The 15468-nt window shown below is 41.1% G+C and carries 16 protein-coding genes; 11 read left to right on the top strand and 5 right to left on the bottom strand.

Features of this window, described 5'->3' with window-relative positions; all coding sequences use genetic code 11:
- The first annotated feature begins 96 nt into the window (after positions 1-96).
- Positions 97-1578, top strand: a complete 1482-nt coding sequence (locus tag ACEQZT_RS09170) for a tail fiber domain-containing protein (RefSeq protein ID WP_370089136.1) — start codon at positions 97-99, stop codon at positions 1576-1578.
- On the top strand, positions 1575-2762 hold the full coding sequence (locus ACEQZT_RS09165) for a T9SS type A sorting domain-containing protein (RefSeq protein ID WP_370089135.1): 1188 nt from the start codon (positions 1575-1577) through the stop codon (positions 2760-2762). The genes ACEQZT_RS09170 and ACEQZT_RS09165 overlap by 4 nt, the downstream gene beginning before the upstream one ends.
- 17 nt (positions 2763-2779) lie before the next feature.
- Here the strand turns inward: ACEQZT_RS09165 and ACEQZT_RS09160 are convergent, their stop codons facing one another.
- Both ACEQZT_RS09160 and queA read right to left on the bottom strand, forming a co-directional pair.
- Entirely contained in the window at positions 2780-3457 is a 678-nt protein-coding gene (locus ACEQZT_RS09160) for a 2-C-methyl-D-erythritol 4-phosphate cytidylyltransferase (RefSeq protein WP_370089134.1), read from the bottom strand.
- A gap of 7 nt (positions 3458-3464) precedes the next feature.
- Positions 3465-4511, bottom strand: coding sequence for a tRNA preQ1(34) S-adenosylmethionine ribosyltransferase-isomerase QueA (gene queA / locus ACEQZT_RS09155; RefSeq protein ID WP_370089133.1), 1047 nt, complete (start codon positions 4509-4511; stop codon positions 3465-3467).
- 194 nt (positions 4512-4705) lie between these two features.
- Between queA and ACEQZT_RS09150 the strand changes: the two genes are divergently transcribed.
- On the top strand, positions 4706-5965 hold the full coding sequence (locus ACEQZT_RS09150; RefSeq protein WP_370089132.1) for an ABC transporter permease: 1260 nt from the start codon (positions 4706-4708) through the stop codon (positions 5963-5965).
- Positions 5966-6029: 64 nt separating this feature from the next.
- Here ACEQZT_RS09150 and recA read toward each other — a convergent pair whose 3' ends face one another.
- A complete protein-coding gene (gene recA, locus ACEQZT_RS09145; protein WP_370089131.1) occupies positions 6030-7025 on the bottom strand; it encodes a recombinase RecA in 996 nt (331 codons plus the stop codon).
- Positions 7026-7231: 206 nt separating this feature from the next.
- On the opposite strand from recA, the gene ACEQZT_RS09140 reads away from it, so the two are divergent.
- Positions 7232-7846, top strand: coding sequence for a SiaB family protein kinase (locus ACEQZT_RS09140; RefSeq protein ID WP_370089130.1), 615 nt, complete (start codon positions 7232-7234; stop codon positions 7844-7846).
- On the opposite strand, the gene ACEQZT_RS09135 is transcribed toward ACEQZT_RS09140, so the two are convergent.
- Entirely contained in the window at positions 7843-8256 is a 414-nt protein-coding gene (locus tag ACEQZT_RS09135) for a hypothetical protein (RefSeq protein ID WP_370089129.1), read from the bottom strand. The two genes, ACEQZT_RS09140 and ACEQZT_RS09135, sit on opposite strands and share 4 nt — an antisense overlap.
- A gap of 72 nt (positions 8257-8328) precedes the next feature.
- Between ACEQZT_RS09135 and ACEQZT_RS09130 the strand changes: the two genes are divergently transcribed.
- On the top strand, positions 8329-9345 hold the full coding sequence (locus tag ACEQZT_RS09130; RefSeq protein ID WP_370089128.1) for an aminopeptidase: 1017 nt from the start codon (positions 8329-8331) through the stop codon (positions 9343-9345).
- A 51-nt stretch (positions 9346-9396) separates the two neighbouring features.
- Here ACEQZT_RS09130 and ACEQZT_RS09125 read toward each other — a convergent pair whose 3' ends face one another.
- Positions 9397-10920, bottom strand: coding sequence for a S8 family serine peptidase (locus ACEQZT_RS09125; RefSeq protein ID WP_370089127.1), 1524 nt, complete (start codon positions 10918-10920; stop codon positions 9397-9399).
- 326 nt (positions 10921-11246) lie between these two features.
- On the opposite strand from ACEQZT_RS09125, the gene ACEQZT_RS09120 reads away from it, so the two are divergent.
- The 6 genes from ACEQZT_RS09120 to rpsB all read left to right on the top strand — a co-directional run bounded on the left by ACEQZT_RS09120 (position 11247) and on the right by rpsB (position 15442).
- On the top strand, positions 11247-11933 hold the full coding sequence (locus ACEQZT_RS09120; RefSeq protein ID WP_370089126.1) for a response regulator transcription factor: 687 nt from the start codon (positions 11247-11249) through the stop codon (positions 11931-11933).
- Positions 11934-11948: 15 nt separating this feature from the next.
- Positions 11949-13025, top strand: coding sequence for a sensor histidine kinase (locus ACEQZT_RS09115; RefSeq protein WP_370089125.1), 1077 nt, complete (start codon positions 11949-11951; stop codon positions 13023-13025).
- Positions 13018-13740, top strand: coding sequence for an RluA family pseudouridine synthase (locus ACEQZT_RS09110; protein ID WP_370089124.1), 723 nt, complete (start codon positions 13018-13020; stop codon positions 13738-13740). The genes ACEQZT_RS09115 and ACEQZT_RS09110 overlap by 8 nt, the downstream gene beginning before the upstream one ends.
- Before the next feature lie 90 nt (positions 13741-13830).
- Positions 13831-14274, top strand: a complete 444-nt coding sequence (rplM, locus tag ACEQZT_RS09105) for a 50S ribosomal protein L13 (protein ID WP_370089123.1) — start codon at positions 13831-13833, stop codon at positions 14272-14274.
- A 6-nt stretch (positions 14275-14280) separates the two neighbouring features.
- Positions 14281-14667 (top strand): 30S ribosomal protein S9, encoded by a 387-nt coding sequence (gene rpsI, locus ACEQZT_RS09100; RefSeq protein ID WP_370089122.1) that lies wholly within the window; start codon positions 14281-14283, stop codon positions 14665-14667.
- 7 nt (positions 14668-14674) lie between these two features.
- Entirely contained in the window at positions 14675-15442 is a 768-nt protein-coding gene (gene rpsB / locus ACEQZT_RS09095; RefSeq protein ID WP_370089121.1) for a 30S ribosomal protein S2, read from the top strand.
- Positions 15443-15468: the final 26 nt, after the last annotated feature.

The raw sequence follows: 15468 nt of genomic DNA, 5'->3' as shown, positions 1-15468 counted from the left end.
TGATAAAATACCCCTAAATAGGTATTGATTACTTTAAACTTCTCTCCTAAGTTGAGCTTTTGAAGTATTAACAATACAAGAAAGAACTTAATTACTATGAAGAAAATCTATTTTATACTTATTTGTTTAATTACATCAGGTAATCTTTTTGCTCAGAAAATACCTTTTCAGGGCAGACTGTTAGACAATGGAAATCCATTTACAGGTACGGCTAATATTCAATTCAGCATCACTTCTCCTTCATGGTCAGAAACAAAAAATGGAGTGAGTGTAACCGATGGTTACTATTCAGTTGTTCTAGGTTCTACAACCCCATTGCCAGACACTCTTTTTTCAGACAGCAGAGAAGTCACTATGAATATCACCGTAAATGGCGAAGCACTTTCCCCGGTGACTCTCCACTCTCCCCTTTTACCGTTTACTGGATCCAATCCTATTGAAATAGATAGTCTCGTTTCAAGAAATTTGGCACTTCAAAATTCCTCCGGTTTGGATGTTGTAAACATAGAAGGCAGAGATGTTGGAGGATTTATGCTTCTCGGAAATCCAGACCCAACAGATACATACTACCAATCCTTCGTTATGGCTGGTAATTCAACAAATACTGGAAACGCATACCTCCAATTAAGAGGATTGAACACCACTCAGGATAATGCAACAACATTGATAAACAACTACAATACAACTTTCGATGTATTTGGTGCAGAATTCACCGGTAATTATAGAAGAGGAGGTATTGACATTCATGACAATGAGGGGACATTTCTAGCTGGAATTGGATCAAATCGAGATGAATCTGGTGGAGATCCATCGGGTAAAAGCGGCTTGGTAATAATCAATGGACCAACCACCCGAAACGTATACGTGTCCGGTCAATGGTGGTCAAACAGCGAACTTGGAATCGTTCAGATTTTTGGACAAAATGATAATGGAGCTGGAGACTTCTCCTCCAACATTGAACTTGTAGCCGATGATCAAGCAGGAGAAACATCTGGCCGGATTTCTGTTTATAACACAGCTAATGGAGGAACAGTAAATGAAACTGTTTGGATAACCTCAAATAATGGCGGTGGTGGATGGGTGGACCTGAGAGATAATACCTCTATTACAACCATAAGTCTTGATGGTCAAAATGGGAATATAAGTGCTAATGGTGATGTTTCAGGAAACACCTTGACTTCATCGGACGGAATGGTTCAAACTTCTGACAGAAGGCTGAAAACAAACATTGCTAGTCTAGAAAATGCTTTGGAAAAAACGCTTGAAATACGAGGCGTTTCATATACGTGGAAAGATGAGCAGAAGTCTCAAAGAAATCAAATTGGGGTAATTGCGCAGGAACTGGAAGAGGTTTATCCTGAATTTGTTCACACCAATGATGAGGGGATGAAAGCAGTGAACTATGCGCAAATTACAGCTGTGCTAATAGAGGCTATTAAAGAGCTGAACGCTAAAGTGGAAAATCTCGAAGACGAAAACTCTAGTTTAAAAGCTTCTCTTGAAGAAGTAAAAGCGCTGAGATCAGAAATGGATCAGCTTGTGAGATCTTTAGGAAGTAGTAAAGCAGCAAGCAAATGAGACAAAACATAAGGACTTTACTTTTATTAAGTCTGGTCTTCGCTCATGTATTCACTGGACAGGCCCAATTTTCACTACAAGGCTATTCGACGGGAGTTACGGGAGGTATATCGGAAAGTGCACGATACAAAACAGAAATTTCCACCAATGAGGCTGGTGTTCGCCCTAGAGGAGAAAACTATAGCTTTTATTTAGGCTTGGCAGCAGCCAATCTTGAATCTGCAATAGTTAGCGTGACGGCAACAAACTCTTCAGATGCAATCATTACTGAAGACACTGATGCTTATCTGCTAAGAATTAGGCCTTCGGGAAATTATGATACCTTAGGACGAGTCAACTCAAATGCTGGTGGGGAGTTTGATTTTGCTTCTGTATTCCATGGTAATTATCTAGTGGTAGTAGACTCAGATCCACAAAAATATGTACCGACATATTATGGTAATTCATTTTTGTGGAATGAAGCAGACATACTTGTATTAGCGAAGGATACACTGACTGAAATCACAGTTAATTCGAAACCTCGCGAGCTTACCTCAAATGATGGTGATGGTCTTGTCCGGGGGACAATTGAAGAAGATTTCAAGGATTCTGAAGATGGAAGAATTGACGCACGAAGGAGAGCCGCTAAAAAAAAGTGTGGATTACGTAAAAGAAGAAGAGGTGGTAGAACAGATCAAGATGAGGATGAATATGAGTTGATAGCCTATGGTGAAACCAATTCCAATGGAGAATTTGAGTATGGCTTCTTGCCCGAAGGAACTTATCGATTCTTTGTTGAGTATCCTGGCATTCCAATGAATGAATCTTCATTTGTCCAATTTGATGTAGGGGAAGCAGGCGTATCTGATAATGAATTTGTACTCGCAGCGGTTGTCACGGAGGATGGAATTACCGTTGAGTTGATTCTGGGTATTACCGACGAGGTTTTCACCAATTTCAACATATACCCGAATCCAACTTTAGGTAAAATCTCTATCGATTTTAGTGAAATCGTAGTTCAGGATCTCACAATGGAAGTGATCGACATGAACGGACGAACTATCGTTTCCAGAAAGGTTGAAAATAATGAAAATAAGAGGCTAGAAATTGACCTAAGTAGTCAACCAACGGGACAATACATTTTAAAATTTTACGATAACGCTAAAAGCAAAACTGCTTTGACTTTCAGAGTAATTAAAAACTAACTCTTCTATACTTTCGCCTAGTTACTAAACCCACTCAATCCTTGAGTGGGTTTTATTTTTAAATCCTCCGGAGTAGTAATCTTCACATTATCGTATGATCCTTCAACAAGATTGACCTTGTATCCAGCCGCCTCGAAAACACTAGCATCATCCGTAAACAAACCCGCTCCAGCTTTTTCATAAGCGTCTTTCAGTTGGCTTACACGAAAGGTTTGTGGCGTTTGTACCATCACGTAGTTTGCTCGGTCTCTAGCAATAGAGTTATCGCCCTCTATTTCCCTTATGGAGTCTTTAAGAGACACCACCGCAACTCCTGATCCGGATTTTTCCGCCAATTGAAAAGAGGATTTGATCGTTTCTACGGATACAAAAGGCCTAACCGCATCATGCACGGCTACTATTCCATCTCCCTCAATAATCGCCAGCCCTGACATTACGGACGCACTTCGTGTGGGTCCGCCCGAGGTAATGGTGATGTTTTGGTCTGGGAAATACTGAAAAGCGATTGCATCCCATTGCTTCAGATGTACTTCAGGAAGTACTAAGATAATTTCAACAGCCTTATCAAAGGCCAGAAACTTTCTAATGGAATGAACAATGATCGGATCTCCATCAATGCGTAGGAACTGCTTTGGCACATCGCTTTTCATACGTGTGCCAATGCCTCCAGCCACTATGATGGCATATTTCTTCAATGCGATCTTAGATGATTAGCATCGCGTCTCCATAACTGAAGAAACGGTACTTTTCTTTTATTGCCGTTTGATACGCTTCCTGAATCAACTCATAACCTCCAAATGCAGATGCCATCATCAATAGCGTAGACTCAGGCAAGTGGAAGTTCGTGATCAGAGCATCACAAATTTTAAACTCATAAGGAGGGAAAATGAATTTATCCGTCCACCCTGAATTTTCTTTTAGCAAACCATTGGCAGAAACTGAAGACTCAAGCGTTTTCATTGCCGTGGTACCTACAGCACAAATTTTCGACTTATCGCTCAATGCCTTGTTTACTCTGTCAGCGGTAGGCTTCTCCACCCAATAGTTTTCAGAGTCCATTTTATGCTTTGTCAGATCTTCCACATCCACAGGGCGGAAGGTGCCAAGACCAACATGCAGCGTGATAGCCGCCACATCAATTCCAATCAGCTCCATTCGCTTCATTAGCTGGGGAGTAAAGTGCATTCCAGCTGTAGGAGCAGCTACCGCTCCTATATTTTTCGCATAAATTGTCTGGAATCTTTCTCTATCTTCAGGCTCAGCAGATCGCTTGATTTCCTTTGGAAGTGGTGTCTCCCCAAGCGCATCGATCATTTTATAGAATTGCTCCTGATCTCCATCAAAAAGGAATCTGATCGTCCGCCCTCTACTTGTGGTGTTGTCGATAACCTCAGCTACCAATTCTCCATCTCCAAAATAGAGCTTGTTTCCAACTCTAATTTTTCTTGCAGGATCTACCAGCACATCCCAAAGCTTCATTTCTGTGTTTAGTTCACGAAGAAGGAAAACTTCGATTTTCGCACCTGTCTTTTCTTTATTTCCGTATAGTCTGGCTGGGAAAACTTTCGTATCGTTAATCACGAATACATCGTCTTCTTTGAAATAATCAACTACATCTTTGAACACTTTGTGCTCGATCTCACCTGTATCTTTATGCACGACCATGAGTCGTGAATCGTCACGATTTTCGGTTGGATGTAGGGCAATAAGGCTTGATGGCAGGTCGAATTTGAATTCGGATAATTTCATTCCCATAGGAAAAAGGATCTATTTTAATGATCAAAGGAGCGCAAAATTAGCAAATATGTTTCATGTATGTAACGTATCCAAAGGTAAACTCGTCAACTAAAAGTATTTACCGTTTGAAATCACCAGCGACCGATCGCGATTAAATTGAAAATTGAGACAGGTGATTCACTAAATTTGTTAAAAACATACACCACGTGAAAGTATTCAAGCTTGTTTTAGAAAGTTTTCGTTTTGCCTGGAGTGCACTGAGACAGAACCTCCTCCGAACTACCTTATCTCTATTGGGTGTCACCATCGGAATCTTTGCGATTATCGCTGTTTTTACTTTGGTGGATTCTCTTGAACGAAGCATCAAGAACAGTTTAAGCTTTTTGGATGCTAACAATTTAGACATCAGACGCTTCCCATATGAATTTGGCCCTGACATTCCGTGGTGGGAATACATCAAAAGACCTTATACAAATTATGAGGAATATGAGTTTCTGAAGAAGAATCTCAAGAAATCTGAAGGCATCACCATTTTCGCCGTAACTGGAGGTGAAACAGTAAAGTATGAGAGCAGCAGCTATAGCGACGTATCTATCTTCGGTATTGCTCACACACACCAAGATGTCTATGATATGGCAAGTGATGTGGAGATTGGGAGATACTTTACTGCCGCTGAATCTTATACTGCAAAAAATGTGGTAATGATAGGCCACCTCATTGCTGAGAAACTCTTCCCTCGTGGGGATGCAATCGGTAAAGAGATCAAAGTAAAAGGATTAAAATATGTGGTGATTGCTGTTTTCAAAGAAGAGGGAGAGGGAATTTTCGGAGATACGGGAAATGATGAAAGCATATACATGCCTTATCAGTCATTCAAAAAAATCTATTATTCAGGCAGGAATCGTGGAGTGGAAACATTGGTGAGTGTGAAAGGTAGGCCAGACGATGTTGGCTTAGTAGAGCTGGAGGCTGAAATCACCGGATTGCTACGAACAAAGCGCGGATTGAAGCCTAAAGAGAAAAACAACTTCTCAGTGAACAGACAAGATGCCATCATGAATATCATAGGATCTACTTTTGACGTAATCGGGGTGGCTGGCTGGGCTATCGGTGGCTTCTCCATTCTGGTAGGTGGATTTGGTATCGCCAACATCATGTTTGTTTCGGTTCGCGAACGCACAAACATTATAGGCATTCAAAAATCCCTGGGAGCAAAAAACTTCTTCATACTTTTCCAATTTCTCTTTGAAGCGATTTTCCTAAGCCTCATTGGAGGTGGAGTTGGATTACTCTTAGTGTGGCTCCTATCACTCGCAAGCTTGGGTAATCTGGATCTGGTACTAACCTTCGGAAATGTAGTACTTGGATTAGGTGTAGCTGGAATTATTGGAGTGATCTCAGGAATTGTTCCGGCATTGATGGCTGCTAGATTGGATCCGGTGATCGCTATTAGGACAACAGGGTAATCAAAAACAAACAAAAAAGGGTAAGCCGTCGCTTACCCTTTTTTTTGATATTACTCCACAGACTTTACCCATTTAATTTCTCTTTGATTCTTTTCTCCAGTTCCTCCATCAACTCTGGATTATCTTCAATCAGGGCTTTCACAGCATCACGTCCCTGACCAAGCTTATTTCCATCGTAAGAAAACCATGAGCCGGACTTCTGCACCACATCCAGTTCCACTCCTATATCGACAATTTCACCACTCTTGCTAATACCACGCCCGTACATGATATCAAATTCCACCACTTTGAAAGGAGGAGCTACTTTATTTTTCACCACTTTAACCCGTGTCCGGTTACCCATCACATTGTCAGCCGATTCTTTGATTTGGCCTATCCTTCGAATGTCAAGACGAATTGATGCATAGAATTTCAAAGCATTACCACCAGTAGTTGTTTCGGGATTCCCAAACATCACCCCAATTTTCTCTCGCAACTGGTTAATGAAAATACATGCACATCCGGTTTTATTGATCGTTCCGGTCAACTTTCTCAGCGCCTGAGACATCAATCTTGCCTGCAGTCCCATTTTACTATCACCCATCTCACCCTCCAACTCTCCTCTAGGCACCAATGCCGCCACAGAGTCTATCACTATAATATCCAAGGCTCCAGATCGGATCAGGTGCTCGGCAATCTCCAGTGCCTGCTCCCCATTGTCCGGCTGAGAGATTAGCAGATTCTCCGTATCTATTCCCAGCTTCTCAGCATACAATTTATCAAAAGCATGCTCTGCATCAATGATGGCCGCCATACCTCCTGCCTTTTGTGCTTCCGCAATGCAATGCATAGCCAGGGTTGTTTTACCCGAAGATTCCGGGCCGTATACTTCGATGATTCTTCCCCGAGGAATACCGCCCACTCCTAGCGCCATATCAAGGCTTAAAGAACCGGTAGAAATGGTGGGTACATCCATCACTTTCTCGTCGCTAAGTTTCATCACTGCACCTTTACCATAGGTCTTCTCCAGCTTATCAATTGTAATCTGGAGAGCTTTCATTTTTTCTTGAGAATCGGCCATAGTTTTCTTCCGGTCTTATTTTTTGAATCAGACAAAAATAGTTTTTAAAAAATGAAATAAAATATATTTTGCTAAAAATATTAGGAAATTAATAATGAACGATTTTATCACTGGATTAGCTAACTGTTTATGCCTTTCATTTAATTGAAACAGAGATTTGATGGGTTTTAGCCTTGTTTTCTTAACTTGTCAAAAATCCTTGAATCATGGAAAAAAGTGGATACGAGCAGGTTTATGAGCAGCTGAAGCACATGAAGACCATCATCACCTTTAAGAAGATGATGACAAAATCCCACCTGAATGTAGTGTATCTGGGTAACGTGACTCAGAATACAGTAGAGAGCATCACTGATATGATCTCAGAGGATTTAAGTGTCCGACAGGAAAATCGTAAGGTTACCAAACGGGTATATCACGTAATGATGGAGTCCCTCCAAAACATCTGCAAACATGCAGATAGTCAGTCGGATGAGGAATCAAACTCACTTGAGAAGGGATTAGTGAAGAAAGGAATTTTTCTGATAGGCCATAATGAAGAAGAATATTTCATTACTACCGGAAACAACATCGATATAAAAAATGCGGTGGTTCTTCGTGACATCCTGGACAAAATAAACTCCCTCGACGCTGACGGGATCAAGCAAATGTATCGTGATGCAATGGAGAACTCTGAACTTGGTGAGACGGGAGGTGCCGGACTTGGATTTATAGATATGGCAAAAAAAACCGGCACCAAATACGAATACTACTTTGAACCGGATAGCGAAACTTCTTGCTTCTTTATTTTGACCATGCGGGTATCAAAGGGTGACGCAGCTTAGGCTAGTTCATCGCCATTAATCACTTGTTCCTTTTTCGGCACATAATGAATGGCGTAAATCATATACCCGCCAAGAGCTGTTCCAATTGGAAATTTGAATAATAGGAGCACCGCAGGAACGATCGCAAACTTCTTGCCCCAGGCTTTTTCCAGAGCCAGCCCATAACCAGAGATTAAAAAGATAATAGAGCCCAGTGTTTGCATGATCGGAAGAAAATAAGCAATGCCTGCGGGTGGCCTTAGCTCAAACAAAACCACATCCATTTCCCTGATTTCCATCCATAGGTCACTATCTACAAACATGTCTACGAAAAAGAAAGTAGAAAGAGAGATGGGCACCAGAATTAGTCCTATGACTATAAATATTTTACCAATGATTCTTAGGTTATTGTCGTGATCTTTCAAATCCATGAGTGAAAAGGTTAGTTTTTATTACTATGCATTGCAAGGTATCTTACGATAAACAATAAATAAAGTTGTGGCATGATTAAAAAAATCATCTGGTTCATTTTAGCAGCACTACTGCTCCTCCTGATCATCAATTGGAGTTTAGTCTCATATGGCTTCCGTCAGGCGAAAGGTCAACTTGAGATTATTTGGAATGCCAGAGATATAAATGAGGTACTCGCTGATACAGCAACAGCTGATAGCATCAAACAAAAAATCCGCATTGTTCAAGAGGCCAAGTCATTTGCTTATGACAACCTTGGACTGAAAGAATCAGATAACTACACGACCTACTATGATCAGAAAGGTGAAGTAGCACTGTGGAATCTCTCGGCTGCAAAACCCTTTGCTCTAGAGCCAAAAACATGGGGTTTCCCGTTGCTTGGCTCCTTCCCCTACAAGGGCTTTTTCGATTTGGAATTGGCGAAAGAAGAAATGGAAAAGCTAAAAAGTGAGGGATATGATGCCCGGATTCGTCCGGTGGGCGGATGGTCAACGCTGGGATGGACTAAAGATCCAATCCTTTCTAATATGCTTGAACGACCGGAGGGTGCGCTTGCGGAACTAATCATTCATGAACTTACACACTCTACTCTTTTTGTTAAAGACAATGTTGAGTTCAATGAAAACCTGGCATCCTTTATTGGAGAAAGAGGTGCTATCCTATTCCTCGACACCAAATATGGGACGAACTCAGAGTCATACTTCGAATACATTCTGGGAGAAGAAGACAGCAGAATTTTTCGAAATCAAATGCTTTTAGGCACTAAAAAGTTGGACTCGCTGTATAAATCATTCACCACTCAATCAGACTCAATCAAAACTTTACAAAAACACATAATGATTGACATGATCACCAGCTCTATTGACACACTCCATTTTCATGATCCCAGATATTACAAAGCATTTAATACCTCAAGGCCAAATAATGCATACTTCATGGCATACCTCAGATACTACTCTGCCAAAGACTCATTGCAACACCTACTTCAAACCAGTTACCAGAATGACTTGAAGAGTTTCATCAAGGGAATGAGAGAATATCATAAATAAAAAAACGCCAGAGCAAAACCCTGACGCTTTTTGGTGAGGAAAATTAAATTCTTAATAATTGACCGCTGCAGCCGCATCCAGTGTACCCCATCCGAAAGATGAACTTCTGTTAGGGTACAAGTCAGCTGTCCGCTTCATCTTATCCAATACCTGATCCCTGCTCATACCTGGGTTTTTCGCCCAAACCAAAGCAGCTATTCCTGCGGCGGTTGCGGTAGCAACAGAGGAGCCTCCAACAGTTGAGGGCTGATTTCCGCTCATAGCAAGGGATAGTGGGTGATTCTCCGTACCATTTCTTTCCATGATGACAGTGAAGTCCACCTTACTTCCAGAGTGACAAATATCACATCGAGTGTATCCACTTTCTTTTATTCCGGTAACGGCTACCGTTTCATTCATAGAGGCAGGGAAAATCACTCCGTACCAGTTGGTCCACGAGGTGGAGGTTCCTGCTGCGGCAAAAATCAATTTACCACGACCATAAGCATAGCGCACTGCATCCGCCACTTTAGAATTAGAAAATACATCTCCAATAGACATGCTGATGATTTTCACATCACTTCGATTGCCCAAATAAACAAGCGCATCAGCCACTCCGGTTTTCTCTTTTCCACCATTGATTACCACATCTCCGGTCCCTCTTACTGATACCAAGTTTGCATTGTAAGCCACACCTACTGAGGAACCATCATTACTTCTTGGGGCTGCCATCACTCCCGCCATGGCAGTGCCATGTCCGCAATCGTCGTTCGGTCCATCGGGGTTGGCCCACCACCACCATGAGCTCACATAGAAGCCATACTTGTGCACATACCTTCCACTGGAGTAGCCAGAATTAAAGTTGCTGTTGAGGTTATCCTGATTAGGAGAAATCCCTGTATCAATCAGTCCAATACCGATTCCGCTACCAGTACTTGAACTCCATGCGTTCACTACATTGTTAGCATATAGATGCCATGATGCTTTTGCTCCGGGGCTGATGTTTGTGTAGTCACTGGAGGGAATTCCATAGTCCGGATCATTACTACATCCGGAATCGCTATCTATACGACCTCCGTCTACTATCGGAAAATCCACCTCATAGCCTAAAGGTTCTGCATAGCGTACGGTCGGTAAAGATCTCAAATACTTTACAGCCTCAAGACTACTCACCTTCATTTCAATGAATGGGAGCACTTCATGCTTTCGCAAATTGAGATCAGCTTCTGTAAACGACTCATCACTCTGTCGAAGTAATGTCATTGCGTCATCAATAATACTTTCAGACACTCTTACCCAGGACTCCTGCTGGATGTCAATTTCAGAAATCCTGCCATTAATATCAGTTTCGTTTGCCGGTTGATAGCCGATGGTTAAAACTGTGTCTCCATGGATAAGTGCGCTCCATATCATTTCATCAGATACATCACCCCAGTTAAACTCATCATTGTTTTGCAATGAGCCAATGATCGTTTCATCAATTTCTGATTTTGAGATGGGGTCTTGTTGCTCAAGTTGAGGAGCAACGCTGTTTTCGTCGGTACATGCAAACAATAAAATTGCCAGCAACACCAGACTGATTCTTGGGTTGTTCATACGATTAGGTTAAGCTTTAAAATAATTTAAACTCAACATGCAAAATAGTATGCATGCAGAGTATTTTACTTCTCAATTTAAGTAAAAAATCTTAATAGACCATAATTCAATTTGGTGGATTCCTACTTATACCAAATTCTTAGCAGCAAGCTGAATCACTTTACCAAATTGTTACCATTTTAACATACAGTTGATTTCTGAGTAATTTTGAATAACGTTGAATGAGATCAACTAAAGCCCGAATATTCAGGCTTCAACGTGATCATAGTTTATCAAATTGTAAAGACTGATTTAAGAGAAAGTTATTCACAAACCACCTCCATCAAATGGCAAAACACAATCAAAAAATCCTTGTAGTAGACGATGAAGCTGATATTCTAGAACTATTAAAATATAACCTCACTAAAGAAGGCTATGATGTAAAAACTGCAAGCGATGGAATCAAAGGAGTGGACATAGCCAAGAGCTTTGTGCCAGATCTCATTCTGCTAGACATTATGATGCCTAAGCAAGATGGTGTAGAGACATGTCGCCAAATCAGAGAGATCCCGGAAATGGCCAACACTTTTGTAATTTTTCTAACTGCACGCTCGGAAGAATATTCTGAGGTTGCGGCTTTTGACATGGGTGCCGATGACTACATCACTAAGCCTATTAAGCCACGTGCTCTGGTAAGTAGGATCAATGCCTTGTTTAGAAGAGAATCTAAAAAGAAAAAAGAATCCAACACCATCACGATTGGGGACTTGATCGTGGATAGGACAAGCTATACAGTGAAGAACGGCGAAGAGAAAATTTCACTTCCTAAAAAAGAATTTGAGTTGCTTTATTTTTTGGCTCAGAATCCCGGTAAAGTATTTAGCAGAGATGAGCTCTTACAAAATATCTGGGGTACTGATGTTTATGTGTTGGCACGAACTGTCGATGTACATATCAGAAAAGTGAGAGAAAAAATTGGTAATGATCATATCACAACGGTAAAAGGCGTAGGGTACAAATTCGACGCTAATTAATTACGTTTAGCATTTATGCAATTCAATTCGCGAGCCATAGCACTTTTATTGGCACTCAGTGTAGCTGCTATTACTACTGCGTTTTTATACCTCGTCCCTGGCATCACTACCACTTCTATTGTCATTGCTTTTCTACTTTCCTTCTCATCCTCTTACATTCTTGTCAGACTTGTTTTAGAGTTTCTCTTCTTTCGTCAGATAGAAAATATATATGACTCCTTGAAGCGCATAAGAGATAGTGAGTTGGCACTAAGAGGGCGTATGTCCTCTGTCAACCCTTTAAAAAGAATTGATCGTGAGATTTCCAGCTTTGCAAAAAGCAAAGAAAAAGAAATTGAAGAGCTGAAAGAGCGTGAAAATTTCCGACGAGAATTTATTGCTGACGTGTCGCATGAATTAAAGACTCCCATTTTCGCCGCGCAGGGATTTGTTCATACGCTACTTGATGGAGCTATCAACGATAAAGAAGTGCGTAAGAAGTTCTTGAAAAAGGCTGCTCGAAGCTTGGACGCACTCGATTTGCTGGTTCAAGATATCCTGACCATCTCTCAAATTGAGTCAGGAGAAATAACCATGCATCTTGAAAATTTTGATATGCGTGGCATGTGCAAAGAGATTCTGGATCAACTGGAAGATAAAGCCGATAAGAAAGGGGTGGAACTAAAGATGTCGAAGAAGTACAAAGACCCCATCATTGTACGAGGTGATTATAGACGTATCTATCAGGTCATGATCAACCTCGTCTCAAATGCAATAAAGTATACCAAGAAGGGTGGGGAAGCGAAGATAAGCTTCAAAGAACTTGATAATAAAATCCGGGTGATGGTGACGGACACAGGTCGGGGCATTCCTGAATCAGATATTTCTCGTATTTTCGAGCGCTTTTATAGAGTAGACAAAAGTAGATCCCGGGAAAAAGGTGGAACAGGTCTTGGTCTATCTATTGTAAAGCACATTCTTGAAAGCCACGATTCCGAAATTTTCGTTGAAAGTGAATATAAAGTTGGATCTAAGTTTTATTTCGAACTGGAAAAAGCCAACTATATAGATAAGGTGGATGAAGGATGGGAAGAGGACGAAGATTATGCATAAGAACCTAAAGAACATTTCATTCAATGATCTCATTATCTCAGAAAATGAGAACTACGCTCTGGTGAACAAACCTCCCTTCATTGCCAGCCTGGATGACCGTGCCGACAGCAAAAACCTACTGAGCCTTGCCAAAGAAGTAAACGAAAACTATCAGATATGCCATCGATTGGATAAAGAAACTTCCGGCATAGTAGTTTTTGCCAAAAATCCGGATGCGTATCGGCACTTCGCCATGCAATTGGAAAACCGCGAAGTGAAGAAAATTTATCATGCTGCCATTCATGGCCTTCACAAGTTTGAAGATTTCGAAGCAGATGAGCCCCTGCTTACTACCTCAACAAAATCCCGGGTGGACTTTCGAGCCGGAAAGCAGGCATTTACTTTGATTGGCACACTAGAACTATTCAAAAAGCACACCCTTGTAAAATGTTTCCCAGTAACTGGCAGAATGCACCAAATCAGAGCGCATTTAGCATATCATGAGGCACCAATCATCTCAGACCCTGCTTATGGAGGGGCTGATTCATTCCTTTCTGAGCTGAAAAGAAATTACAATCATAAGAAGTGGGAAGAAGAGAATCCTATGATTAATCGTGTAGCTTTGCACTCCGCTCAGGTAGCTTTCAAAGACCTGGATGGTAAAATTATGGAAGGAGAAGCCGAATATCCGAAAGATTTCTCCGTGTTAATCAAGCTCTTAAGAAAATTTAAATAGAAGGTCTCGTTTGTTTTCTCAAATGAAAATTCTATTTTTGTGTCCCTTTTTCGAGGGGACAGATTTTGACATTATAAAATCAATATAAAATTGGAGACTAACAGCTTTAAAACTGTATCATTAAACAGTGCAACTGTAGAGAAGAATTGGGTTATCGTAGACGCTGATTCTCAGATACTTGGAAGAATGGCAAGTGAAGTTGCTAAGATGATTCGCGGCAAACACAAGCCTGGTTACACACCACACGTAGATTGCGGTGATAACGTAATTGTGATCAATGCTGACAAAATCAGATTGACAGGAAGCAAGTGGACTGACAAGCAATATGTAAGACACACAGGTTATCCTGGCGGTCAGCGAATTGAGACTCCTAATAGTCTTAAGGCTAAGTCATCCACAAGAATTATTGAAAAAGCTGTGAAAGGCATGTTGCCAATCAACAGACTTGGAAGACAAATTTTCAAAAATCTATATGTATATGAGGGTGCGGAGCATCCACATGCAGCTCAAAAACCAAAAGAAGTAAAACTATAAACCTGAATGGACAGAATTAATACCATAGGGAGGAGAAAGACCTCAGTAGCTCGTATCTATATGACGAGTGGGAAAGGTGCAATAACCGTAAACGATAAGGAACTTAACGTTTACTTCCCTTCCGAAATTCTTCAAACCATCGTAAAGCAACCACTAGTGAAAGTGGAGCAAGATGGAAATTTCGACATTGATGTAAACGTGACTGGCGGAGGACCTGCAGGACAGGCTGAAGCAGTACGATTGGCGATATCGCGTGCACTTACTGAGGTAGATGCAGAGTTTAGAAGCCCACTTAAATCTGAAGGATTCCTTACAAGGGATTCTAGGATGGTGGAGCGTAAGAAGCCAGGTCGAAGAAAAGCAAGAAGAAGATTCCAGTTCAGTAAACGATAATATTGAGATGCAAAAATTAGAACATAAAGATCTATTGGATGCAGGTGTACACTTTGGACACCTTACCCGAAAATGGAACCCAGCAATGGCTCCATACATTTTCATGGAGAAAAATGGCATCCACATTATCGACCTTCACAAGACACTGACTTGCCTGGAAGATGCTACAGAAGCTATGAAAGCTGTAGTAAGGTCCGGTAGAAAAGTGATGTTCGTTGCTACAAAGAAGCAAGCGAAAGAAGTGGTGGAGCAAGAAGCGCAGCGACTAAATATGCCTTATGTGACTGAAAGATGGCAAGGAGGTATGCTCACCAACTTCGCTACGATCAGAAAGTCATTGAAGAAAATGCAGGGAATGGAGAAGCTTATGAAAGAAGAAGCTTACCAAAACCTTGCAAAGCGTGAGCGATTGATGATCAGCCGTGCAAAAGATAAGTTAGAAAAAGTTTTGGGTGGTATTGCTGACCTAAACAGACTTCCTGCGGCTCTTTTCGTAGTAGACATCAAACGTGAGCACATTGCAATAGCTGAGGCCCAGAAATTGAACATCCCAGTATTCGGTATTGTGGATACAAACTCTGACCCATCTAAGGTAGACTACCCAATTCCTGGTAATGATGATGCTTACAAGTCAATCAAATTGATCACAAGCTACATCGGTAAAGCTTTGGAAGAAGGTCTGGCTGAGCGTAAGAAAGACAAAGAAGAGCAAGCTCATGTTGAAGAGCAGGAAGCTAAAAAAGCAGCTGACGAAAAGTCAGAAGTAGCTGAATAAAATTAAAGACCATAAAATCTTAACAT

Source organism: Ekhidna sp., assembly GCF_964218185.1.
In the GTDB taxonomy this organism is placed as follows: Bacteria; Bacteroidota; Bacteroidia; order Cytophagales; family Cyclobacteriaceae; genus Ekhidna.
The sequence above is the reverse complement of the archived record's forward strand: the minus strand, read 5'-3'. Positions and strand labels throughout refer to the sequence as shown.

Excerpts from the sequence above, each read along its gene's own strand:
- ACEQZT_RS09170 (WP_370089136.1), top strand. The coding sequence starts at position 97 with ATGAAGAAAATCTATTTTATACTTATTTGTTTAATTACATCAGGTAAT.
- ACEQZT_RS09165 (WP_370089135.1), top strand. The coding sequence starts at position 1,575 with ATGAGACAAAACATAAGGACTTTACTTTTATTAAGTCTGGTCTTCGCT.
- queA (WP_370089133.1), bottom strand. The coding sequence starts at position 4,511 with ATGAAATTATCCGAATTCAAATTCGACCTGCCATCAAGCCTTATTGCC.
- recA (WP_370089131.1), bottom strand. The coding sequence starts at position 7,025 with ATGGCCGATTCTCAAGAAAAAATGAAAGCTCTCCAGATTACAATTGAT.
- ACEQZT_RS09140 (WP_370089130.1), top strand. The coding sequence starts at position 7,232 with ATGGAAAAAAGTGGATACGAGCAGGTTTATGAGCAGCTGAAGCACATG.
- ACEQZT_RS09135 (WP_370089129.1), bottom strand. The coding sequence starts at position 8,256 with ATGGATTTGAAAGATCACGACAATAACCTAAGAATCATTGGTAAAATA.
- ACEQZT_RS09130 (WP_370089128.1), top strand. The coding sequence starts at position 8,329 with ATGATTAAAAAAATCATCTGGTTCATTTTAGCAGCACTACTGCTCCTC.
- ACEQZT_RS09125 (WP_370089127.1), bottom strand. The coding sequence starts at position 10,920 with ATGAACAACCCAAGAATCAGTCTGGTGTTGCTGGCAATTTTATTGTTT.
- ACEQZT_RS09120 (WP_370089126.1), top strand. The coding sequence starts at position 11,247 with ATGGCAAAACACAATCAAAAAATCCTTGTAGTAGACGATGAAGCTGAT.
- ACEQZT_RS09115 (WP_370089125.1), top strand. The coding sequence starts at position 11,949 with ATGCAATTCAATTCGCGAGCCATAGCACTTTTATTGGCACTCAGTGTA.
- ACEQZT_RS09110 (WP_370089124.1), top strand. The coding sequence starts at position 13,018 with ATGCATAAGAACCTAAAGAACATTTCATTCAATGATCTCATTATCTCA.
- rpsI (WP_370089122.1), top strand. The coding sequence starts at position 14,281 with ATGGACAGAATTAATACCATAGGGAGGAGAAAGACCTCAGTAGCTCGT.
- rpsB (WP_370089121.1), top strand. The coding sequence starts at position 14,675 with ATGCAAAAATTAGAACATAAAGATCTATTGGATGCAGGTGTACACTTT.